A 20,571-nucleotide genomic window follows, 5' to 3' on the forward strand; every position below is an offset into this window, starting at 1 on the left:
TACCATCGGCTGCTACCCAAAGGACCTTGACACCAGACGTACAGCAACCTTTCATCTTGACCTGCTCTGATAGCGGTAAGAGAAGTACTCACCACATCCAGTGGTCCCTCGGCTGTCCGTCGGTCGGCGGGACCATCTTGGTCGTCTATCGATTCACACTTTTGCCGTCACGCTCCTGACAGCAAACTCACAGGCCCTGCTGTTGGCATTAGGCAAGGAGACAACTCTCGAACCCGCAAACGGCCGACCGGCGACATCGTCTGCCGAGGTCAGGGGATGATTGACCGCCGCCAGCGTGGACCAAAGGCACCGATACCAATAATGGGTATCGTCGGGGCGCGTGGGTAAGAACACGTCGTTTAGCCTTGACGAGCATTTCAGCGCGTTCGTCGAGCAGCAGGTCGCGTCGGGCCGTTATGCCTCGGCCAGCGACGTCGTGCACACTGCGTTGCGGTTGCTGGAGGATCGTGAGACACGCATCCGGACGTTGCGCCGGGCTCTGATTGCTGGCGAGCAAAGTGGCGAGTCGACACCGTTCGACTTCGAGGCGTTCGCCGCGCGCAAGCGAGCGGCGCAACCTCGTCATCGGTGAGCCGGTATGTACCGTCGCCGGTAGCAGTCGCCGACCTGGAACAGATCTGGGACTACAACTGTGAGCGCTGGGGTGAGGCTCACGCCGAGGAGTACACGCGTGAAATCCAGCGTGCGATCGCACGCGTCGTAGATGACCCGATGATCGGACGCGCCTGCGACGACGTCCGCCCCGGCTACCGCAAGCACGCCGTCGGATCGCACACGTTGCACTACCGGATTGCCGACGTGGATGGGATTGATGTGGTACGTACCCTCCACCAATGGATGGATGTCGACCGGCACTTCGACTGACTCACGCAGCGAGACGATCGAAGCTACCGGGGTCCGCGATGGCCGATGGGGTTCGATCTAGAAACGTTAGGTGTCGAAACGTTAGGTGTCGAAAAAGTGGAGCTAAGGGGATTCGAACCCCTGACCCCCACACTGCCAGTGTGGTGCGCTACCAACTGCGCCATAGCCCCGTGAACGTGCTCATCGAAGTTACACCACGGACACCTGCGGTTCAAAGTCGCTGGTCAGGGCAGTTCCCCACCGGCCTCTGGCCCGAGCGGTCGGGCCGGGGTGTGCTGGGTGGACGCCCGCGTACGGGTCTCGGGTGAGAACACCCAGGCCAGTGCGGCCACCAGCAGGATTACCCCGCTGATCACGAACGCCGTCCCGAAGCTGAGGTACTGGGCGATCTGACCGACGGCAAGCGACCCGACGATGGCTCCCACGTCGGCCATCATCTGGTAGGTCGCCACCGCCGTGCCGCCGCGCGCCTTGCTGCCGATGATGTCGGCGACGGCGGCCTGCTGCGGTGAACTGAAGATCCCCGCCGCCGCCCCCGCGACGAACGCCGCGGCCAGGAACAGGGTCAGCGACGACGCCAGCCCCACCAGCAGGGTCGCCACCCCCGACACCGCCAAGCCGGTGATCAGCGGCACCTTCCTGCCGATCCGGTCGGAGAGGTACCCGCTGGGAATGACCGCGGCGACATTGCCGATCGCGAAGGTCGCCAGCGCGACGCCGGCCATCCGGGGCCCGCGGTCGAGCACCTCGCTGACGAACAGCGGCACCAGGGCGATGCGCAACCCGAACACCGACCACCCCGTGGCGAAGTTGGAAAACAACGCCGCACGGAACGCGCGGTTGCGCAATGCCGTCTTCAGCGTGACCGCCGGGGCGGTGTGGTCGGCGGGTGCCGCCAGCGCCGAACGGCGAAGGCTGACGAACACCACCGCCACGGCCACCAACAGCGCCACCCCGTAGATGAGAAACGGCGCTGACAACCCGAGCCCGGCGGTGAGGCTGCCCAGCACGGGCCCGCCGACCGAGCCCACCAGGAACGCGCTGGAGAACATGCCCGCCACCCGACCGCGTGCGTCCGGCGGCGAGATTCTGATCATCAGCCCCAGCGAGGACACGGTGAACATGGCCGAGCCGATGCCGCCCAGCGAGCGGAACAGCAGCAGCTGCCAGTAGGTCTGCGCGAACGCACACGCCCCGGTGGACAGCGCCACGATGAGCAGCCCGCTCAGGTAGACGCTCCGCTCCCCCAGCCGCTGCACAAGCATTCCGGTCGGCGGTGCGAAGCACAGCCGCATCAGCGAGAACGCCGTGATCACGAAGGTGGCGGCGCTGATCGTCACCCCGAAGTCGCGCGCATACTGCGGCAGCACCGGGGCGACCACGCCATAGCCGAGGGCGATCACCGCATTGGCGGCGATCAACACCCAGACTTCGCGCGGCAGCCTCGGCTTGGGCGGCGCAGCCTGCCCGTCGGCCGGGCAGTCACCTTCCGCGACGGAACTCACGCAATGACTTTATTGACCACCTCGCGGGCGGCTTGCTGCACCTCTGCCAGATGCTCGGGACCCAGGAACGACTCGGCGTAGATCTTGTAGACGTCTTCGGTGCCCGACGGGCGGGCGGCGAACCAGGCGTTCTCGGTGGTGACCTTCAACCCGCCCAGCGCCGCGCCGTTTCCGGGTGCGGTGGTCAGCTTGGCGGTGATCGGCTCACCCGCGAGCTCGGTGTCGGTGACCTGTTCGGGTGACAGTTTGGCCAGCCGCGCCTTCTGCTCGCGGTCGGCCGGTGCGTCGATGCGCGCGTACGTCGGCGCACCGTACTTCGCGGCGAGCTCGGCGTAGCGCTGCGACGGCGTCACACCGGTGACGGCGAGGATCTCCGAGGCCAGCAACGCCAGGATGATGCCGTCCTTGTCGGTGGTCCAGGTCGACCCGTCCTGCCGCAGGAACGACGCGCCCGCGCTCTCCTCACCTCCGAAACCGATTGCGCCGCTGATCAACCCGCTGACGAACCACTTGAATCCGACGGGCACCTCCACCAGGTCGCGCCCGATGCCCGCGACCACCCGGTCGATGATCGACGAGCTGACCGCCGTCTTGCCCACGGCGGTCGACCCGGGCCACGACGGCCGGTGGGTGTACAGGTAGTCGATTGCGACCGCGAGATAGTGATTCGGATTGAGCAGCCCGCCGTCGGGGGTGACGACGCCGTGCCGGTCGGAGTCGGCGTCGTTACCCGTGGCGATCTGGTACGTGTCGCGATTGGCGATCAGCGAGGCCATCGCGTTCGGCGAGCTGCAGTCCATCCGGATCTTGCCGTCGGTGTCCAGCGTCATGAACCGCCACGTCGCATCGACCAGCGGGTTGACCACCGTCAAGTCCAGGTTGTAGTGCTCGGCGATCGCGCCCCAGTAGTCCACACTGGCCCCGCCGAGCGGGTCGGCACCGATCCGGATGCCCTCGGCCCGGATCGCATGCACGTCGACCACGTTCGGCAGATCCGCGACGTAGGCCTCGAGGTAGTCATGGCGCTGCGCGGTCCCCAGCGCGCGGGCCAGCGGGATGCGCTTGACCGCCCGGAGGCGGTCACGCAGGATGTCGTTGGCGCGCTTGGCGATCACGCTGGTCGCGTCGGTGTCGGCGGGCCCGCCGTTGGGCGGGTTGTACTTGAAGCCGCCGTCACGCGGCGGATTGTGCGACGGCGTCACCACGATGCCATCCGCCAGATCGGTATCCCGACCGCGGTTGAACGTCAGGATCGCGTGACTCACCGCAGGCGTCGGTGTGTAGCGGTCGGCCGAATCGATCATCGCCACAACATCATTGGCCGCCAGCACCTCCAGCGCCGACGCCCAGGCCGGCTCGGAGAGCGCATGCGTGTCCCGCCCGATGAACAGCGGGCCGGTGGTGCCCTGAGCCGCCCGGTACTCGACGATCGCCTGCGTGGTGGCCAGGATGTGCGCCTCGTTGAACGCGGTGTCCAGGCTCGACCCCCGGTGTCCCGACGTGCCAAACGCCACCTGTTGGTCGATATTCTCCGGATCGGGCTGTTTGGTGTAGTACGCCGTCACCACATGGGCCACGTCGATCAGATCTTCGGGTTGCGCCGGCTTGCCGGCGCGTGGGTTGGCAGCCATGGTTACCGATTCTGCTCCTGCTGCCGGGGTGCGGTCCTCTCGGATGGCGGAATTGCCGTCATACTTTGGCCCATGTTCGGTCACGACGGCCGCGAACTGGCGGCGGTGTTCGTCGGCGGCGCTCTGGGAACCCTGGCCCGCGCCGGCCTGGAATCGCTGGCAGCGCCCGACCCGGGCCGCTGGCCCTGGCCGACGTTCACGGTGAACATCGTGGGTGCGTTTCTCCTCGGATACTTCACCACCCGACTGCTCGAGCGTCTTCCGGTGTCGAGTTATCGGCGTCCCCTGCTCGGGACGGGGTTCTGCGGAGGCCTCACGACGTTCTCGACGATGCACGTCGAAACGGTCACCATGCTCGAGCACGGCCATTACGGCCTGGCCATCGGCTACACCGCCGCCAGCGTCGTCGCCGGCCTGATCGCGGTGTACATCGCCACCGCCATGGTGCGCAGGGTGCGAGTGCGACGGTGACCGCCCTGCTGTGGGCCGGTGTCCTGCTCCTCGGCGGCGTCGGCTCCGTGGCCCGCTTCATGGTCGATCGGGCCGTGACAGCCCGCGTCGGCAGGCCGTTCCCATTCGGGACGCTGGCGGTGAACATCAGTGGGGCGGTGGCCCTCGGCTTCCTCGGCGGCCTGGCCTTGAACCCGCACACCGCGCTGCTGGCGGGTACCGCATTCGTCGGCGCCTACACCACGTTCTCGACCTGGATGCTGGAGACCCAACGGCTGAGCGAAGAGCGCCGGGTGTGGCCGGCGGCAGCCAACATAGTGGTCAGCATCGGCTTCGGATTGCCCGCCGTGTGGCTGGGCCTATGGCTCGGAGCGCACCTGTGAACGACGAGTTCCTCAAGCTCACCGCATATTTCGATGAACGGCAGCGGACGGCCGACCGCTTCACCGCCGACGCGCTGCTCGATCTCTACGGCGATGCGGCGGTGGCGGCCAGCGTCATGCTGCGCGGTATCTCCGGCTTCGGCCTTCATCAAGTGCTGCGCAGCGACGAGACACTGAGCATGTCCGAAGACCCGCCGGTCACCATCATCGCGGTCGACACGACCGACAAGATCGCCGGCCTCGCCGAAAAGGCGTTGTCGATGGCCAGCCGCGGACTGTTCACGCTGGAACGCGCGCAGCTTGTCACCCCGTCGACTGAGCCCGTGCCGCACGACACCACCCGGCTAACGGTCTATGTCGGCCGCAGGCACCGGGTGGCAGGCCGGCCCGCGCACTACGCCGTGTGCGATGTCCTGCATCGCCACGGATTCTTCGGGGCCACAGTTTTCCTCGGCGTCGACGGCACGGCACACGGCCAGCGCCGCCGCGCCCGCTTCTTCAGCAGCAACGCCGACGTCCCCGTCATCGTGATCGCCGTCGGAACCGGTGACCGGGTGATCAGTGCGCTACCCGACCTCAAGGCGTTGCTGCCCAACGCCCTGCTGACCGTGGAACGCGCCCAGCTGTGCAAACGCGGCGGCGAACTCATCGCCGCGCCCGCACCGGTGCCGGCCCAGGACGTCAAGGGGCGCGGCCTCTGGCAGAAGCTGATGGTCCAGACCTCCGAAGCCGATCTGCACGACGGCCAGCCGATTCACCGCGCGCTGGTGCACCGTCTGCGCGACTCACAATCCGCCAGCGGGGTCACCGTGCTGCGCGGAGTGTGGGGTTTCCGGGGTGATCGAGAGCCCGAGGGGGACAAGCTCATTCAGTTGGGCCGACAGGTTCCGGTCAACACCATAATCATCGACACCCCCGAGCGCATCGCCGCCAGCTTCCCCATCGTGGACGAACTCACCGACCGCCACGGGCTGGTCACCTGCGAGCTGGTGCCTGCGCTGGTATCGATCGACGCCGACGTGCGTCGCGGCAGCACGCAGCTGGCGCGTCACCACTACTAGTCGACGACGTCGGCCTGGACTCCGTCGCATTCGCGGTCGGCATGGTGGCCATCGAGGACCGGCTCGGCGTCGCGCTTACCGAGGAGGATCTCCTGGGCTGCGACACCGTCGCAGACTTGGAGGCGGCGATCGCGGCGAAGATTCCGTCGACGCCAAGCGGCCGGTGAACTCGCTGACCTCCGCGCCCGCCGACGCGATGACGACGGCGGCGGGCCACCTGGCTGCTGGACGACCACGCCCCCGCCGTCGGCCTCGTCGGGGAACCAACGGTGGAACTCATCGCGGCGATTCCCGGCGCGCTGCTGGCCGGTGCGGCGGTCTCGATTCTGCCCGGGCCGGTGCGGGGTGCCGACGCGGATGTGTGGGCCAGGACGACACTGAACCGGTTCGCGGCCATCGGTGTGCGCAGTGTGTTCACCCACGGCGCCCACCTCGAGCGGCTGCGTGCGGCCGACGCCAGCCTGCGCGTGCACGACGTCACGACCGTCGCACACGATCGGCGCTCGACGACATTCACACCGCCCGCCACCGGCACGGTGGCGGTGCTGCAGGGCACCGCGGGTTCGACGGGAACGCCGAAAACAGCGCAACTCTCACCCGACGCGGTGCTGGCCAATCTGCGCGGCCTGATCACCCGCGTCGGGGTCACGCCAGGCGACGTCGGTTGTTCGTGGCTGCCGCTGTACCACGACATGGGGATGAGCTTCCTGATGTCGAGCATGCTGCTGGGCGCCGACACCTGGCAGGCCCCGACCGCCGCATTCGCCGCGTCGCCGTTCTCCTGGCTGCAGTGGCTCGACCAGACCCGCGCCACCTTCACCGCCGCGCCGAATATGGCCTACCACCTGATCGGCAAGTACTCACGGCGTGTCTGCGACGTCGACCTGGGTAGTCTGCGCTTCGCCCTCAACGGAGGTGAGCCGATCGACTGCGGCGGCACCCAGCGGTTCGTGACCGAGCTGGCCCGGTTCGGCCTGCAACCCGGCGCGCTGGCGCCGTCGTACGGACTGGCCGAATCGACCTGCGCGGTGACCATTCCCCTTCCGGGCTCCGGGCTGCGCGTCGACGAGGTCGTGACCACCTCCGGCGACCAGACGACGGCGCGCCGCCGCGCGCTGCTCGGCGAGGCGATCCCGGGTATGCAGGTGCGCATCGTGCCCGCCGATGACGAGGACCACGGCGTGGCCAACCGCGCTGTCGGGAACATCGAGATCCGCGGCACGTCGATGATGTCCGGCTATCTGGGCGGCCCGGCACTGGACGGCCAATCCTGGTTCCCGACGGGTGATCTCGGCTACTTCGTGGACGGCGGACTGGTGGTGTGCGGGCGCGCCAAGGAGGTGATCTCGGTGGCTGGGCGCAACGTCTTCCCCGCCGAGATCGAGCGGGTCGCCGCCCTCGTGAAGGGCGTGCGCGAGGGTGCGGTCGTCGCTGTCGGCACCAACCAGCGCGCGGTGCGCCCTGGGCTGGTGATCACCGCCGAGTTCCGCGGCGCGGACGAACCGGGAGCACGCAGCGAGCTGGTTCGACGGGTGGCGTCCGAATGCGGCGTGGTGCCCTCGGATGTGGTGTTCGTGGCACCCGGTTCGCTGCCGAGGACCTCGTCGGGCAAGTTGCGCCGACTGGAGGTCAAGCGCGTGCTGGACGGCGTGGCGAGGTGACGACGGCCGACTACGATGCACTCCTCGACCGGGTGTTCGACCACGAGGTGGCCCGGTGGACCGCTGAAGCCGAAGAGGCGCAAAGCTTTCCACGGCAGCTCATCGAGTATCTCGGCCGGTCGGGTGTGTTCTCCCAGAAGTGGGGCGACCAAACCCAGCCGGATGTCGCCAAGCTGGTGGCGCTGGCCTTCGCGCTGGGACGGCTCGGCTCGGCGGGCATCGGGGTGGGCGTGAGTCTGCACGATTCGGCGATCGCCATCCTGCGCCGGTTCGGCAAGTCGGAGTATCTGCGCACCATCTGCGAGGCGGCCATCAACGGTGACGCGGTCCTGTGCATCGGGGCCGATTGGCCATGTCATGCTCACCGAGGAAGGCACACCCGGCGTACTCACACACCCGGCGTGCGCCGCTGTTGCGGTGATCGGGATCGAACATGATGCGCAGGCACTGCGGTTCGGCAGCGAACACGCTCGCGACGATGCGGGGCAACAGGATCGGGCCGAAGCCGCGATCGACGTACCTCGGCTCGGCGATCACGGCGTGCATCCCGACGTCGTGCGGATCGGCATCATAGCGCGTCGCGATGGAATCCCTTGCAGCACGGTATATTTCGACGTATCCGAGCTCCTGGCCGCGCAGGCTGCCGATGAACGGGCGGGAGTACTCGCCGTCGAGTTGAGCACGCAGATAACGCCGCCAGCGCGCGGGGGGCCAGTCGTACTCCCACGCGGCCACCAGATGCGGGCGGTTCATCCATCCCGACACCATGGCGGCGTCACTGTCGGGGTCGGCCGGGCGAAGCGCGTAGGGCGCGGCCAGCGTCGGCGCCGGGGGGGCGCCGACCGCGCGGACCGCCTCGGAGAGGCGAGGTGAGTTCGCGCGGGAGGACGAGCGCCGTCGCCTGGTCGATGTCGGTCATCGACGGTCGAGCCTAGCGCAGCCAGTGAGGATAGGTTTACCTATCTAGCATCGGTAGCCATCGATCCGCCAGCGCGGCGACCCGGTCGGCGGCAGCGCCGGGGTCATCGGGCGGCCCATCGACCAGGACGAACTCGTCCACGCCCAGGTCCGCGAGCGCCGCGAGATCATCGATCCGCGGGTCGCGCATGGCCACGGCGATGCGCAGCCCGTCCGGGTCCCGGCCGTACTGGCGACAGGCCCCGCGCAGGTACCCAAGCCGTTCGGCCACGGCGTGCGCGTCGCCCAGATTGAATCCGTACCACCCGTCGCCCCACTGCGCGACGCGCTGCAGCGCCGCGTCGCTGTCGCCGCCGACGATGACCGGAATTCTCCTGTCACGCAGCGGTTTGGGATTGACCCGCACGGCGTCGAAACTCACGAACTCGCCGTCGAACGACGCGACGTCATCCCGCCACAAGGTACGGATCGCGGCGACGTACTCGGCGGTGCGTGCCGCGCGCCCGCCGAAAGCCACTCCCAGCGCGTCGAACTCTTCGCGCGACCACCCGATGCCGACGCCCAGGCTGAACCGGCCGCCGCTCAACGTGTCCAGCGTCGCCGCCTGTTTGGCGACCAGCACCGGGTTGTGCTCGGGCAACAAGAGGACACCCGTGGCGATGCCGATGGTGGAGGTGGCCGCGGCCACGAAGCTCAGACCGATCATCGGGTCGATCCAATCCGCGGTGGCCGGCACCGCGATCCTGCCGTCAGCGGAGTAGGGATAGTGTGACCGCGACTCGTCGACCATCACGACATGCTCCCCCGACCACAGCGTGGCGAAACCGCATCGCTCGGCCGCGGGCGCGACGGCGTCGATCACCGCGCGCTGGGCCCCGGCCCCGATTCCCAGGGCGTGCAATCCGATTCGCATCGGGCGATCGTCTCACACACGCCGTCCGGCCAACGTGGCCTCAGGACAGCAGCCGCGCGAGCACCGCGACGTGGCTGAGGTCGAGGTCGCGGGTCGCCGTCACCAGCGTGACCGGCCCGGCGGCGGCCAGTGCCGTCAGCTCGGCAAGCGCCTCGGCACCCTCCGGGGTGGTCAGCTCCGCGGCGTAGCGTGCGGCGAACTCGCCGAACCGCTCCGCCTGATGGCCGTACCACTTCCGCAGAGCGTTCGACGGAGCCACCCGGGGCAACCAGCGGCCGACGCGCGGGTCGTCCTTGCGAATGCCCCTCGGCCAGAGCCGGTCGACCAGAACCCGCTGCCCCTCGCCGGTTCCGGGATCCTCGTAGACCCGGGCCACCCCGATGCTCACGAGGGCATGCTAGAAGCGTGCACATCGATCGCGTCGCCGAACTGCAACGCTGGGAAGACACCGGCGCCGTCTGGCGGGTGCTCGCGCGCACGGAGCGCGGCGTCACCGTCGCGTTGCTGCGCTGCGACGGCGGCGAGGAGGTCGACCGGTTCACGTCCGACGATCCCCGCCTGCTGGAGTTCATCGACGACCGGTCGGGCAATCCGGAGTGAACCCCTCGCCTTCCCCCGCGAGATAGCGCCTGTGGTCGTGTAATCATCGATTTCGCGACCAGGAACGCTATCTCGCGGCGTTCGAGCCGCGGCGCGGCGGCCACACCGGCGCGCCCAGCTCGCGGGATACGGTGCGCGCGGTGTCGCGCAGCGCATCCACGGCATCGGGACTCAGGGGCCACCGACCGGCGGGCACCACCAGGCCGATGGCCCCCGCGGCCTCCCCGGTCGCCTCGAAAACCGGTGCGGCTGCAGCGCATTCACCGATCACCGCTTCCTCGGTCTCGGTCGCGATCCCGGTCGTTCTGATCTCGCCGAGTTGATCGTTCAGGGCGGCGGGGTCGCTGATGGTCTCGCCGGTCATGCTGCGCAACTCGCCCTCGGCCTTGTAATCGGGCTGAAATGCCAGCAGCGCCTTGCCCAGCGCGCTGGCGTGTGCCGGGATGACGATTCCGACCTCGGGCATCTGGCGGGTCCCGTCCGGGCGGGGTTCGTGGGCGACGACGACGACCTCGTCGAACAGCAGGACCCCCGTGCGCACCGCACAACCGGTGCGCCTGGCCAGGCCCTCGGCCCAGATCGCGACCCTGGAACGCAGTTCGAGGGTGTCGAGATAGACGTTGCCCAGTCGCAAGGTGGCCGGCCCCAACCGATAGCGCCCGGAGTCGACCTCCTGCTGGACCATGCCGTGCGCGAGCAGCGTGCGCACTAACCCGTGGACCGTCGACGGCGCCAGATCGATCGCCGAGGCGATCTCGCCGAGGCTCATCCGCCGACCGCCCTGAAGCACCGTGAGGATACGCAGCGCACGGTCGACGGCCTGGATCATCGGGGCCCCTCGACGGTCTGGAACATGCTCCCACCTTCCTCCCGACTCGACCCTTGTGCTCACCGAAGCGTAAGCGTATGGTCCAGATCACATTCGACTATATCGAATGATATCCGAAATAGTCGACCACCAGACGGCGGCCGGCTTGCTCAAACTCCCAGGAGACCGTCATGGATGAGCCTTCGATGGCCCAGAAACTCGCTGCCGAAGCGCTCGGCACCGCGTTCCTGGTGTTCATAGGTGTGGGTTCGGTACCCGCGACGATCATCGTCAACGGGGACGCCCCGTTCACGATGGCCGACCTCGGTATGATCTCGTTCGCCTTCGCGACCATCGTGGTCGCGACTATCTATGCGCTGGGCCATATCTCGGGCAACCACATCAATCCCGCGGTAACTCTTGGCTTGGCGCTCACCGGCAAGTTTCCCTGGTCGCGGGTGCCGGCCTACATCGCCGCGCAGACCGTCGGCGCGATCGCCGGTGCCGCGGCCATCATCGGCGTGCTCGGTATGGCGGCCAGCGAGGCAGGGCTCGGCGTCGCCACCTACTCCGCCGACGTCAGCGCGGGACGCGCCTTCTTCGCCGAGTTCATCGGTACGTTCATCCTTGTGTTCACCGTCTTCGGCGTGATCCACCGCAAGGCGTCGGCGGGATTCGCCGGGATGGCCATCGGTCTGGTGGTGTTCGCGGCGATCATCCCGGTGGCACCCACCACGGGCGCCGCGATCAACCCGGCCCGCACCTTCGGCCCGATGCTCATCCAGCAGTTCGCCGGTGGCGAGGTGCAGTGGACCCAGTTGCCGGTCTATCTCGCCGCCGAGTTCCTGGGAGGCGCCATGGCCGCCCTCACCTACGTCGCGATATCGCGGACCCGCGCCGATGCGGCTGCCGCGTCGGTCACTGTTCCCGACAGCCCCAAGACCACCACCGCAGCCTGAGGAGACCCGACCGTGAAGAAGCTCATCAACGATCCTGCCGACGTCGTCAGCGAGGCGCTGCACGGCATGGCCGTGGCCCACCCCGAGTTGCGGATCGACGCCACCAACCGCATCGTCTACCGCGGCGACGCGCCGGTGCAGGGTAAGGTCGGTCTGATCTCCGGCGGTGGCTCCGGCCACGAGCCGTTGCACGGCGGGTTCGTCGGGCCGGGCATGCTCGACGCCGCCTGTGCGGGTGAGATTTTCACCTCGCCGGTACCCGACCAGATGCTCGAGGCAACCAAGAACGTCGACGGCGGGGCGGGCGTCCTGCACATCGTGAAGAACTACACCGGCGACGTGATGAACTTCGAGATGGCCGCCGAACTCGCCGACGCGGAGGGTATCTCGGTAGCGTCGGTGATCGTCGACGACGACGTCGCCGTGCAGGACAGCACCTACACCGCCGGGCGGCGCGGGGTCGGGGCCACCGTGTTGGTGGAGAAGATCGCCGGTGCCGCCGCCGACCAGGGCCGCTCTCTGTCGGAAGTCGCCGACGTCGCACGCCGCGTCAACGCCGCAACCAGAAGCATGGGCGTCGCGCTCACCTCCTGTACCGTCCCCGCCGTCGGGCATCCGACCTTCGACCTGTCGGACGGCGAGATCGAAGTCGGCATCGGTATCCACGGTGAACCGGGTCGTCAGCGGATGGGCGTGCAACCCGCGAGTGCGGTGGCCGAACTCATGCTCGATCCGGTGCTCGCCGACCTCGACTTCGCCGGCGACGACGGGGTGATCCTGTTCGTCAACAGCATGGGCGCCACACCGCTGATCGAGCTGTACGTCATGTACTCCGAATTCGCCGCGATCCTCGACAAGGCGGGGGTACGGATCGCCCGCTCACTGGTGGGACCGTACATCACCAGCCTGGACATGGCGGGCTGCTCGGTGACGCTGTTACGGGCCGACGACGAGCTGCTGCGGCTGTGGGACCACCCGGTCAACACACCCGCGCTGCGGAGGGGATGCTGAGTATGCACGGCGGGCAGGAGCGAAGCGACCCGGGGAAGCAGATCAGCGGGCAGGAGACGGTCGACCTTGACCTGCTGACCCGATGGATACGCGAATTCGCCCGCGTGATCGGCGAAAACGCGCAACTGCTCACCGACCTCGACGCGGCGATCGGCGACGCCGACCACGGCATCAACATGGACCGCGGGATGACGGCCGTCGTCGCGGCGATCGACGAGGCCCCGCCGCGCGACATCGCCGGGCTGTGCAAGCAGGTGGGCATGACGCTGGTCAAATCCGTCGGCGGAGCGAGCGGTCCGCTCTACGGCACCTTCTTCCTGCGGATGGCGGGCCCCCTGGGGGCACAGGCCGACGTGGATGCCGGCGGGTTCGCCAAGGCGCTGCGGGCCGGTGTCGAGGGGGTCGTTCAGCGCGGGCGCGCCGAATCCGGTGACAAGACCATGTTCGATGCGCTGGCGCCTGCCCTCGATGCGCTCGACGCCGCGCTAGCATCCGGCGCCGGGCTCGAGACGGCTCTGGCCGACGCGGCCGTGGCCGCCGACAAGGGTATGCAGGCCACCGAAGCCATGTTGGCCCGCAAAGGCCGCGCCAGCTATCTGGGGCCGCGCAGCGTCGGGCACCGGGATCCGGGCGCCACCTCGGCGGCGATGCTCGTGGGCGCGGCGGCCACCGCGTTCGCGACCGCGGGTGCGTGACACCGTGACCGTCGGACTCGTCGTCGTGTCGCACAGCCGGGCGCTGGCCCGCGCGGCGGTGGCGCTGGCCCAGGAAATGCTGCACGGCAAACACATCCGTATCGGCGTCGCCGCTGGACTGGACGAAACCACATTCGGTACCGATGCCGCCGCGATCGTGGACGCCGTCATCGCGGCCGACAACGGCTCCGGCGTGGTGGTGCTGATGGACCTCGGCAGCGCTGTGCTCTCGGCGGAGCTGGCGCTCGAACTGCTCGACGACGACGCCCGCGCCAGGGTCGTGCTGTGCCCCGCACCGCTGGTCGAAGGGTTGGTCGTGGCCGCCGTGGCCGCCGCGGGCGGCGCGTCACCCGATGAGGTCGCCTCGGAGGCTGCGGGTGCGTTGGCCGGCAAGATCGGACATCTCGGCACGCCATCCGAGCCAGCCCGGGCAGATGCGGCCGCCGTCGCCGAAGCCGAAGCGCTCAGTGGGCATTTCATCGTCGCCAACCCGCATGGGCTGCATGCCCGCCCCGCCGCGCGGCTGGTGCAGGAGGTGCGCCGCCGCGATGCCCACGTGCGCATCCGCAACCGTAGTTCGGGTTCGGGATGGGTTGATGCACAAAGCCTCTCGAAGATCGCGACGCTGGGGGTGCGCTCCGGCGACGAGGTCGAGTTGGCGGTGTCGGGCACCCAGGCCGCCGAGACCCTGTACCACATCCTCGACCTGGCAGCCCGGGACTTCGATGAGTCGCCCGCCGCGGTCGCGCCCGCCGCCGCGCCCGCCGTTCAGCAGGCACCGGTCGGCGCGAGCCCGGGATTGGGTATCGGTCCCGCCCGCACGGCGCAGCCTGGACCGGTGACGCTTCCGGATACGCCGGCCGAGGAGCCCGCGGCCGAATGGCGTCGGCTCGGTAAGGCGATCGCCACCGTCCGGCGCACCATCAGCCAGCTTCGCACCAGGACCGCACGAGAACTCGGCGAAACCGAAGCGGCGATCTTCGACGCCCACCTGCTGATGCTGGACGACGGCTCGATGCTGGACGACGCCCGCGGGCGCATCGACGCGGGTGCGTCGGCGCCGTCGGCGTGGTCGGCGGCGGTGAACGCCGTCGTCGCGGAATTCGGCGCCGTGACCGATCCATACCTGAGGGCACGCGCCGACGATGTCGGCGCCGTCGGCGATCAGGTATTGCGCGCGATGCTCGGCGACGCGGCGTCGGAGTCGGTCCCCGCGGGCGTGTTGGTCGCCGCCGACCTGACACCTGCCGAAGCAGCCGAATTGGACGCCGCCAAGGCGACGGGGGTGCTGCTCGCCTACGGCAGCCCCCATGCGCATAGTGTCATCTTGTTGCGGGCCAAGGGAATTCCCGCGATCGTCGGCGCCGGACCCGCGGTGCTGTCCATCCCGGTGGGGACAACGGTGGTGGTCGACGGCACGCGTGGCGAATACGTCGTCGATCCGCCCGGCGACGTCATCGCGGGCTATCAGGAGCGCGTCGCTGCACTGGCCGCCCGGCGCACCGAGGCACGCGCACATGCGCATGAGACCGCAATGACACGTGACGGCGTCCCGGTTCCGGTCGGCGCCAACATCGGTACCGTCGAGGACGCGCGCGCGGCGGCACTGAACGGTGCCGACCTTGCCGGCCTGATCCGCACCGAGTTCCTCTTCCTCGGACGCCACGAGCCTCCGGACGCCGAGGAGCAGCTCGCGGTCTACCGCAAGATCGCGGAGTCGCTCGACGGGCGCCGGATCACGCTGCGCACCCTCGACGTCGGCGGCGACAAGCCGCTGGATTTCCTGCCGACGCCGGCCGAGGTGAACCCCTACCTGGGGGTCCGCGGTATCCGGCTGTCGCTGGCGCACCCGGAGTTGCTGACCGAGCAACTGTTGGCGATCGCCCAGCTGGCCCAGCAGACGCCGATCAGCGTCATGTTCCCGATGGTCAGCACGCTGGACGAATTATTCGCCGCGCGTAAGCTTCTCGATGAAGCGATGGCCCGTACCGGAAAACGCACGCCGGACGGACTCCAGGTCGGCATGATGATCGAGGTGCCCGCCGCCGCGCTGAAGGCGGCGGCGTTCGCTAGGCACGTCGACTTCCTGTCGATCGGCACCAATGACCTCACCCAGTACGCGCTGGCCGCCGACCGCAACAACGACGCGGTCGCCGCCATCGGCGACACGTTCGATCCCGGACTGCTCGCACTCATCCACGCCACCTGCGTGGGGGCGGCGGGGCGGGCAAGCGTGTCGGTGTGCGGCGAGTTCGCCGCCGACGAGCGCGCCACCGGGGTGTTGCTCGGGATGGGCGTCGATGCGCTGAGTGTCGCGCCGCCGGCAGTGCCCGCCACCAAGGAATCGGTGCGTGCTGTCGACCACGCCGGCGCCGCACGGCTGGCGCGGGACGTGCTCGCCGCCGACTCCGCCGCGGCGGTCCGAGAGCTTATCGCCGATCTGCCGTCCTGACCGGCGGCGGTCGGCGCGCTACCGTCCCCACACGGCGTAAGAGTTGTCTCGGATCCGAGGAGTACAGGGTATCGGCCCTGGCGTGCTCGTCGCCGATGCGGTGTTCTGAATCGCGAGAGCCCCGGCCGCCGCCAGGACCAGATCACCACCGAAGCTGACCGCGACGGCATTTACGTCCTACGCACCACCGTGGGACCCGCCGAACTCGACGCCGCTGGCATCGTCACCAGCTACAAAAACCTCGCCCACAGCGTCGACTCGATTCCGTCCTCGGCCATGCAAGAGGACCACGTGTCGATGGGCTGGTCGGCGGCGCGCAAGCTGCGGCGCTGCATAGACGGACTGACCGGGGTACTTGCCATCGAAATCCTCACCGCCGCAAGGGTCACACCGGCCGGATCTCCCCCGAGCCGCGGCGGATCAGTGTCGTCGGCACGACGTGGGTGTGCGGCCGATGGTCGGCACCGGCGATTCGCTCGAACAACACGTTGGCGGCGAGGCGGCCCATCGCCATCGGGTCCTGCGCCACCACCGTGACACCGGGCACGACGAGCTCGGCAAGCGGGAAGTCGTCGAACCCCACCACCGCGACCGTATCGCTCCGGCCGAGCCTGCGCAGGGCCCTCACCGCGCCGATGGTGATCAGGTTCTGGGCGGTGAACAGGGCGGTCGGCGGGTCGGCCGCCGTCAGCAACCGCATCACCGCACCGTCGGCGATCTTCTCGTCGTAGAGGTCCTCGATGACATCGGACGGTTCGGGCACCAGTCCCGCGCCGGCCATCGCCTGCCGGTAACCCTCGTAACGCTGCCGCTCCGTCATGATCGAGCGCCGGTCGCCCAGGAATGCGATCCTCCGGTGCCCCGTCGCGATCAGGTGGCGGACGCCCTCCGCCGAGCCCGAGACGTTGGTGGTGATGACGGAGTCGACAGCCAGTTCGCGCGCCTCCCTGTCGATGCAGACCACCGCCGTTCCCGCGCGGACCTGCCTGCCCAGGTAGGCCTGGTTCGCGCTGGCAGGGGCCAGGATCAGCCCGTCGGCACGGCGTGCGATGAAGGCCTTGACGAATTCGTCCTCGCGGGCGGGATCCTCGTCGAGGCTGACGGAGAACACCATCACCCCACGGGGCAGCGCGACGTCCTCCACGGCGCGCTGCACGGCCGACGACCACGGGTTCGACACATCCTCGAGCAGCAGCCCGACCGTCGCCGTGCGCCCACCCGACCGCAGGCTGCTCGCTCCGCGATCGGGATGGAAGTCGAGCTGGTCGATCGCCCACTGCACCCGCTCCGCGAGCTGCGCCGACACCCCGGGCTCACCGTTGACGACCCGAGAAACGGTCTTGAGGCTGGCCCCGGACATCGCGGCCACATCCCGCATCGTGGGCCGCCGCGGGCCGTCGGTCATCGGTCCCGAAGCGGGCATGCGGCCATCGGCGATTTCGTCGCCGCCCAGGCTCTCCCCCCGCGTTCTGACAACGTTGTCCTCCCCTTCCGAAGAAAAATTCGCAGTTCCATTGACCCTGCGGTGTGTTCCTCGCTATAAACCACTGACAACGTTATCAACGTCACAGTTTTCACGCGACTCCCCCTGACCCAGTACGGAAGGCTTGCCCATGAACGACTCCTCAGGTCTGCGCCGCGGGCGGCGTGCCATCCGGAGGGCCGCGGTGCTCGCCGCCGCCGGCGCCGTCGGCTTCGCGGCCGTGGGCTGCGGTGGCGGCAACAGCGGCCAGCCGGGCGTCGCCCTCATCACCAAGACGTCGACCAACCCGTTCTTCGTCGCGATGCAGGAGGGTGCGCAGCAGGCTGCCGACAAGAACGGCCTCGCGCTCACCGTGGCCTCGGGAAAGACCGACGGTGACGAAGCCTCGCAGATCACCGCGATCGAGAACGCGATCGGCCGGGGCGACAAGGGCATCCTGATCACCCCGAATGGCCCGGGTGTCAACAGCGCGATCAAGAAGGCGCGCGACGCCGGCATCTACGTCATCGCGCTGGACACCCCGCCCGATCCCGCCGACACCGTGGACATCACGTTCGCCACCGACAACTTCCAGGCGGGCAAGCTGATCGGTCAGTGGTCGGCCGCGAAGATGGCAGGACAGCCCGTCGTCATCGCCATGCTGGACCTGTTCGACGACAAGGTCGTCTCCGTCGACTACAACCGCGACCAGGGCTTCCTCACCGGCATGGGCATCGGGACCGCGGATCCGAAGAAGAATGGCGACGAGGCGCCCACCGGCACCTACAGCGGCGGGCAGTACACCATCGCGTGCAACCTTCCGACCGAGGGCGCCGAGGACGGCGGGCGCACCGCGATGGAGAACTGCCTGGCCAAGAACCCCGACATCAACCTCGTCTACACGATCAACGAGCCGGCGGCCAGCGGCGCCAACAAGGCGCTGGAGGCGGCGGGCAAGAAGGCCACCATCGTGTCCGTCGACGGCGGCTGCGATCCCGGTCTGACTCTGGTGCAGCAGGGCGTCATCGGTGCCACCTCCCAGCAGTACCCGCTGAAGATGGCGTCCCTGGGCGTCGACGCTATCGCCCAGTACATCAAGGACGGCACCAAGCCGACCACGACCGAGGGCCTGGACTTCTTCGACACCGGGGTGTCACTGGTCACCGATCAGCCGCAACCGGGCGTCGCGAGCATCACCTCGGCCGAGGGCCTGGACCAGTGCTGGGGTAAGAAGAGTTGACCGACACCGTAGAACACTCCCATTCGCCCGGTACCGCGGCGGAGGAGTTCGAACAGCGCCGGCATTCGCCGGTGCACCGCCTACAGCACCTGCTACTGGCTCACGCCTGGATCGGTCCAGCCGCGGTGCTGCTCGTCGCGATCATCGCCTTCGGCGTGATCAATCCGAATTTCGTTGCCCCGACTAATCTTTCGCTGGTAGTGCAGCAGGTGGCCGTCATCGCGGCCCTCGGGCTGGGGCAAACCCTGATCATCCTCACCGCCGGTATCGACCTGTCGGTGGGCGCTGCGATGATCCTTGTGACCATGGTCGTCGGTTCCCTCGCCGCCGACCACGGAGTGCCCGGGCCGGCGGCGTTGGTCGCCGGCCTGGGCCTCGGCCTGGCGTGCGGCGTGCTCAACGGTCTGCTGGTGACCACGATCAAGCTGCCGCCGTTCATCGTGACCCTCGGGACGCTGAGTATCTTCACCGCGTTGTCGCTGCTGCTCTCGGGCGGCCAGTCGATCGACGGGGCGAAACTGGGCGATCTGCTCACCTGGACGGGCAAGACCCTCACGTTGGGTGAGTTCCGGGTAACCACAGGCGTTCTGGTGATGCTGCTGATGTACTTGCTGGTCGGGTTCGCGCTGAGCCAAACCGCGTGGGGCCGGCACGTCTACGCCGTCGGCGACGATCCGCAGGCTGCCACGCTCGCCGGTATCCGCACCCCGCGCGTGCTGTTCAGCGTGTACGCGACCGCGGGTGTCATCTTCGCCCTCAGCGCATGGATCCTCATCGGACGCACCGGCTCGGCCAGTCCCAACGCCGCTGTCGACGCCAACCTCGACAGCATCACCGCCGTCGTCATCGGCGGCACGAGCCTGTTCGGCGGCCGTGGGGCGGTGATCGGCACCCTGCTCGGCGCGCTGATCGTCGGTGTGTTCCGCAGCGGCCTGGCTCTGGCCGGGGTGAACGTCCAGTACCAGACCCTGACAGTGGGCGTGCTGGTGATCGTCGCGGTGGCGGTCGACCGCTGGATCCGGGGAGCGGGAGCATGACCCCGGACACCCGGGCGGCCGGAGGCACCCCGGAGACCCGCGAACCCACCGAACTCGGCCGGAAGTCCGCCGACGGGCGGTCGCCCGTCCTGCAGGCCCGCGGCCTGGTCAAGACGTTCGGCCGGGTGGTCGGCCTGGACGGCGTCGACTTCGAGCTTTACCCGGGCGAGGTGCTGGCGGTGATCGGCGACAACGGGGCAGGCAAGTCCACCCTCATCAAGGCGCTCACCGGGGCGCTCATCCCCGATGCCGGCGAGATCTACCTCGACGGCGAGCCGGTGCACTTCCGCCGGCCGCAGGACGCCCGCGACGCCGGGATCGAGACCGTTTACCAGACCCTGGCGGTGGCACCTGCCCTTGACATCGCCAGCAACATGTTCCTGGGCCGCGAGGAACGCCGGGCCGGGCCGTTGGGATCGGTGTTCCGCATGCTGGACAAGAGCGGCATGAAGGACAAGGCCAAACAGAAGATCAGCGCGCTGGGCATCGCCACCGTCCAGAACATGTCGCAGGCGGTCGAAACCCTCTCGGGCGGGCAGCGGCAGGCCGTCGCGGTGGCCAGGGCCGCGGCGTTTGCGACCAAACTCGTGGTACTCGACGAGCCGACCGCGGCGCTCGGGGTCAAGGAGACCGGTCAGGTTCTGCGGCTCATCAAGGAGTTGCGCTCGAGCGGCATGCCGGTGGTCCTCATCAGCCACAACATGGCGGACGTGTTCGAGGTGGCCGACCGGATCCACATCGCCCGGCTGGGCAGGCGCGCCACGATCGTCACGCCCTCGTCGCACACCGCGTCCGAGACCGTCGCGATCATGACGGGTGCCGCCAAACCGCCACCCAGGACCGACGTCTGACCTGTTGCCGTCGGCGCTAGCCTCGTGGGAGCGACCGGCATCCGACAGG

The 20,571-nt window shown here is 68.7% G+C and carries 19 protein-coding genes, 1 tRNA gene and 5 pseudogenes; 17 read left to right on the plus strand and 8 right to left on the minus strand.

Translation table 11 applies throughout. The annotated features are described in order from the left end of the window. Window positions 1-340: 340 nt before the first annotated feature. The gene (locus tag ADBZ6K_RS07765) at window positions 341-592 is read left to right on the plus strand and encodes a type II toxin-antitoxin system ParD family antitoxin (RefSeq protein WP_526345308.1); all 252 of its coding nucleotides are present in this window, start codon (window positions 341-343) and stop codon (window positions 590-592) included. Next, window positions 589-885, plus strand: a complete 297-nt coding sequence (locus tag ADBZ6K_RS07770; RefSeq protein WP_526345309.1) for a type II toxin-antitoxin system RelE/ParE family toxin — start codon at window positions 589-591, stop codon at window positions 883-885. The genes ADBZ6K_RS07765 and ADBZ6K_RS07770 overlap by 4 nt, the downstream gene beginning before the upstream one ends. 97 nt (window positions 886-982) lie before the next feature. On the opposite strand, the gene ADBZ6K_RS07775 is transcribed toward ADBZ6K_RS07770, so the two are convergent. The 3 genes from ADBZ6K_RS07775 to pgm form a co-directional block, all read right to left on the minus strand. After that, window positions 983-1,055 (minus strand) — tRNA-Ala (locus tag ADBZ6K_RS07775). Window positions 1,056-1,109: 54 nt separating this feature from the next. After that, entirely contained in the window at window positions 1,110-2,390 is a 1,281-nt protein-coding gene (locus ADBZ6K_RS07780; protein ID WP_526345310.1) for an MFS transporter, read from the minus strand. Beyond that, window positions 2,387-4,021, minus strand: coding sequence for a phosphoglucomutase (alpha-D-glucose-1,6-bisphosphate-dependent) (gene pgm / locus ADBZ6K_RS07785; RefSeq protein WP_526345311.1), 1,635 nt, complete (start codon window positions 4,019-4,021; stop codon window positions 2,387-2,389). The genes ADBZ6K_RS07780 and pgm overlap by 4 nt, the downstream gene beginning before the upstream one ends. Window positions 4,022-4,093: 72 nt before the next feature. Between pgm and crcB (ADBZ6K_RS07790) the strand changes: the two genes are divergently transcribed. The 6 genes and pseudogenes from crcB (ADBZ6K_RS07790) to ADBZ6K_RS07815 form a co-directional block, all read left to right on the plus strand. Then, window positions 4,094-4,492 (plus strand): fluoride efflux transporter CrcB, encoded by a 399-nt coding sequence (gene crcB / locus ADBZ6K_RS07790; RefSeq protein ID WP_526345312.1) that lies wholly within the window; start codon window positions 4,094-4,096, stop codon window positions 4,490-4,492. Then, a complete protein-coding gene (gene crcB, locus ADBZ6K_RS07795; protein WP_526345313.1) occupies window positions 4,489-4,854 on the plus strand; it encodes a fluoride efflux transporter CrcB in 366 nt (121 codons plus the stop codon). Before crcB (ADBZ6K_RS07790) ends, crcB (ADBZ6K_RS07795) begins: the two co-directional genes overlap by 4 nt. Continuing rightward, window positions 4,851-5,915, plus strand: coding sequence for a DUF190 domain-containing protein (locus tag ADBZ6K_RS07800; protein WP_526345314.1), 1,065 nt, complete (start codon window positions 4,851-4,853; stop codon window positions 5,913-5,915). Before crcB (ADBZ6K_RS07795) ends, ADBZ6K_RS07800 begins: the two co-directional genes overlap by 4 nt. Next, window positions 5,912-6,082: pseudogene (locus ADBZ6K_RS07805) on the plus strand (acyl carrier protein); the annotation flags it as partial. The gene ADBZ6K_RS07800 and the pseudogene ADBZ6K_RS07805, both read left to right, overlap by 4 nt. 45 nt (window positions 6,083-6,127) lie before the next feature. Continuing rightward, window positions 6,128-7,576 (plus strand): annotated as a pseudogene (mbtM, locus tag ADBZ6K_RS07810) (long-chain-fatty acid--ACP ligase MbtM); the annotation flags it as partial. After that, window positions 7,573-7,920: pseudogene (locus ADBZ6K_RS07815) on the plus strand (acyl-CoA dehydrogenase family protein); the annotation flags it as partial. The pseudogenes mbtM and ADBZ6K_RS07815, both read left to right, overlap by 4 nt. On the opposite strand, the pseudogene ADBZ6K_RS07820 reads toward ADBZ6K_RS07815, so the two are convergent. The 3 genes and pseudogenes from ADBZ6K_RS07820 to ADBZ6K_RS07830 form a co-directional block, all read right to left on the minus strand. Beyond that, window positions 7,889-8,495, minus strand: a pseudogene (locus ADBZ6K_RS07820) (GNAT family N-acetyltransferase). The pseudogenes ADBZ6K_RS07815 and ADBZ6K_RS07820 sit on opposite strands and share 32 nt — an antisense overlap. Window positions 8,496-8,531: 36 nt before the next feature. Continuing rightward, entirely contained in the window at window positions 8,532-9,407 is an 876-nt protein-coding gene (locus ADBZ6K_RS07825; RefSeq protein WP_526345315.1) for an LLM class F420-dependent oxidoreductase, read from the minus strand. Between the two features lie 40 nt (window positions 9,408-9,447). Next, a complete protein-coding gene (locus ADBZ6K_RS07830) occupies window positions 9,448-9,789 on the minus strand; it encodes a DUF488 domain-containing protein (protein WP_526345829.1) in 342 nt (113 codons plus the stop codon). A gap of 23 nt (window positions 9,790-9,812) precedes the next feature. Here ADBZ6K_RS07830 and ADBZ6K_RS07835 point away from each other — a divergent pair, with 23 nt between their 5' ends. Continuing rightward, a complete protein-coding gene (locus ADBZ6K_RS07835; RefSeq protein ID WP_526345316.1) occupies window positions 9,813-10,007 on the plus strand; it encodes a hypothetical protein in 195 nt (64 codons plus the stop codon). A gap of 67 nt (window positions 10,008-10,074) precedes the next feature. Here the strand turns inward: ADBZ6K_RS07835 and ADBZ6K_RS07840 are convergent, their stop codons facing one another. Then, the gene (locus ADBZ6K_RS07840) at window positions 10,075-10,836 is read right to left on the minus strand and encodes an IclR family transcriptional regulator (RefSeq protein ID WP_526345317.1); all 762 of its coding nucleotides are present in this window, start codon (window positions 10,834-10,836) and stop codon (window positions 10,075-10,077) included. Window positions 10,837-11,006: 170 nt separating this feature from the next. Between ADBZ6K_RS07840 and ADBZ6K_RS07845 the strand changes: the two genes are divergently transcribed. The 5 genes and pseudogenes from ADBZ6K_RS07845 to ADBZ6K_RS07865 form a co-directional block, all read left to right on the plus strand. After that, on the plus strand, window positions 11,007-11,774 hold the full coding sequence (locus ADBZ6K_RS07845; RefSeq protein ID WP_526345318.1) for an MIP/aquaporin family protein: 768 nt from the start codon (window positions 11,007-11,009) through the stop codon (window positions 11,772-11,774). Window positions 11,775-11,786: 12 nt separating this feature from the next. Beyond that, window positions 11,787-12,785, plus strand: coding sequence for a dihydroxyacetone kinase subunit DhaK (dhaK, locus tag ADBZ6K_RS07850; RefSeq protein WP_526345319.1), 999 nt, complete (start codon window positions 11,787-11,789; stop codon window positions 12,783-12,785). 2 nt (window positions 12,786-12,787) lie between these two features. Continuing rightward, entirely contained in the window at window positions 12,788-13,480 is a 693-nt protein-coding gene (dhaL, locus tag ADBZ6K_RS07855; RefSeq protein ID WP_526345831.1) for a dihydroxyacetone kinase subunit DhaL, read from the plus strand. Continuing rightward, window positions 13,473-15,932 (plus strand): phosphoenolpyruvate--protein phosphotransferase, encoded by a 2,460-nt coding sequence (gene ptsP / locus ADBZ6K_RS07860; protein WP_526345320.1) that lies wholly within the window; start codon window positions 13,473-13,475, stop codon window positions 15,930-15,932. Before dhaL ends, ptsP begins: the two co-directional genes overlap by 8 nt. Before the next feature lie 213 nt (window positions 15,933-16,145). Then, window positions 16,146-16,319, plus strand: a pseudogene (locus ADBZ6K_RS07865) (aromatic amino acid lyase); the annotation flags it as partial. Here ADBZ6K_RS07865 and ADBZ6K_RS07870 read toward each other — a convergent pair. Further along, on the minus strand, window positions 16,318-17,355 hold the full coding sequence (locus tag ADBZ6K_RS07870; protein WP_526345321.1) for a LacI family DNA-binding transcriptional regulator: 1,038 nt from the start codon (window positions 17,353-17,355) through the stop codon (window positions 16,318-16,320). The pseudogene ADBZ6K_RS07865 and the gene ADBZ6K_RS07870 sit on opposite strands and share 2 nt — an antisense overlap. 190 nt (window positions 17,356-17,545) lie before the next feature. Between ADBZ6K_RS07870 and ADBZ6K_RS07875 the strand changes: the two genes are divergently transcribed. The 3 genes from ADBZ6K_RS07875 to ADBZ6K_RS07885 are packed head-to-tail and all read left to right on the plus strand — an operon-like array spanning window position 17,546 to window position 20,522. Beyond that, window positions 17,546-18,634, plus strand: a complete 1,089-nt coding sequence (locus tag ADBZ6K_RS07875; protein WP_526345322.1) for a substrate-binding domain-containing protein — start codon at window positions 17,546-17,548, stop codon at window positions 18,632-18,634. Continuing rightward, entirely contained in the window at window positions 18,631-19,671 is a 1,041-nt protein-coding gene (locus ADBZ6K_RS07880) for an ABC transporter permease (RefSeq protein WP_526345323.1), read from the plus strand. The genes ADBZ6K_RS07875 and ADBZ6K_RS07880 overlap by 4 nt, the downstream gene beginning before the upstream one ends. After that, entirely contained in the window at window positions 19,668-20,522 is an 855-nt protein-coding gene (locus ADBZ6K_RS07885) for an ATP-binding cassette domain-containing protein (protein ID WP_526345324.1), read from the plus strand. The genes ADBZ6K_RS07880 and ADBZ6K_RS07885 overlap by 4 nt, the downstream gene beginning before the upstream one ends. Window positions 20,523-20,571: the final 49 nt, after the last annotated feature.

It is taken from the genome of Mycobacterium sp. (assembly GCF_044223235.1).
In the GTDB taxonomy this organism is placed as follows: Bacteria; Actinomycetota; Actinomycetes; order Mycobacteriales; family Mycobacteriaceae; genus Mycobacterium.

Coding starts and splice junctions, on each gene's coding strand:
- pgm (WP_526345311.1), bottom strand. CDS start 4,021: ATGGCTGCCAACCCACGCGCCGGCAAGCCGGCGCAACCCGAAGATCTG.
- crcB (WP_526345312.1), top strand. CDS start 4,094: ATGTTCGGTCACGACGGCCGCGAACTGGCGGCGGTGTTCGTCGGCGGC.
- ADBZ6K_RS07825 (WP_526345315.1), bottom strand. CDS start 9,407: ATGCGAATCGGATTGCACGCCCTGGGAATCGGGGCCGGGGCCCAGCGC.
- ADBZ6K_RS07840 (WP_526345317.1), bottom strand. CDS start 10,836: ATGATCCAGGCCGTCGACCGTGCGCTGCGTATCCTCACGGTGCTTCAG.
- ADBZ6K_RS07845 (WP_526345318.1), top strand. CDS start 11,007: ATGGATGAGCCTTCGATGGCCCAGAAACTCGCTGCCGAAGCGCTCGGC.
- dhaL (WP_526345831.1), top strand. CDS start 12,788: ATGCACGGCGGGCAGGAGCGAAGCGACCCGGGGAAGCAGATCAGCGGG.
- ADBZ6K_RS07870 (WP_526345321.1), bottom strand. CDS start 17,355: ATGCCCGCTTCGGGACCGATGACCGACGGCCCGCGGCGGCCCACGATG.
- ADBZ6K_RS07875 (WP_526345322.1), top strand. CDS start 17,546: ATGAACGACTCCTCAGGTCTGCGCCGCGGGCGGCGTGCCATCCGGAGG.
- ADBZ6K_RS07885 (WP_526345324.1), top strand. CDS start 19,668: ATGACCCCGGACACCCGGGCGGCCGGAGGCACCCCGGAGACCCGCGAA.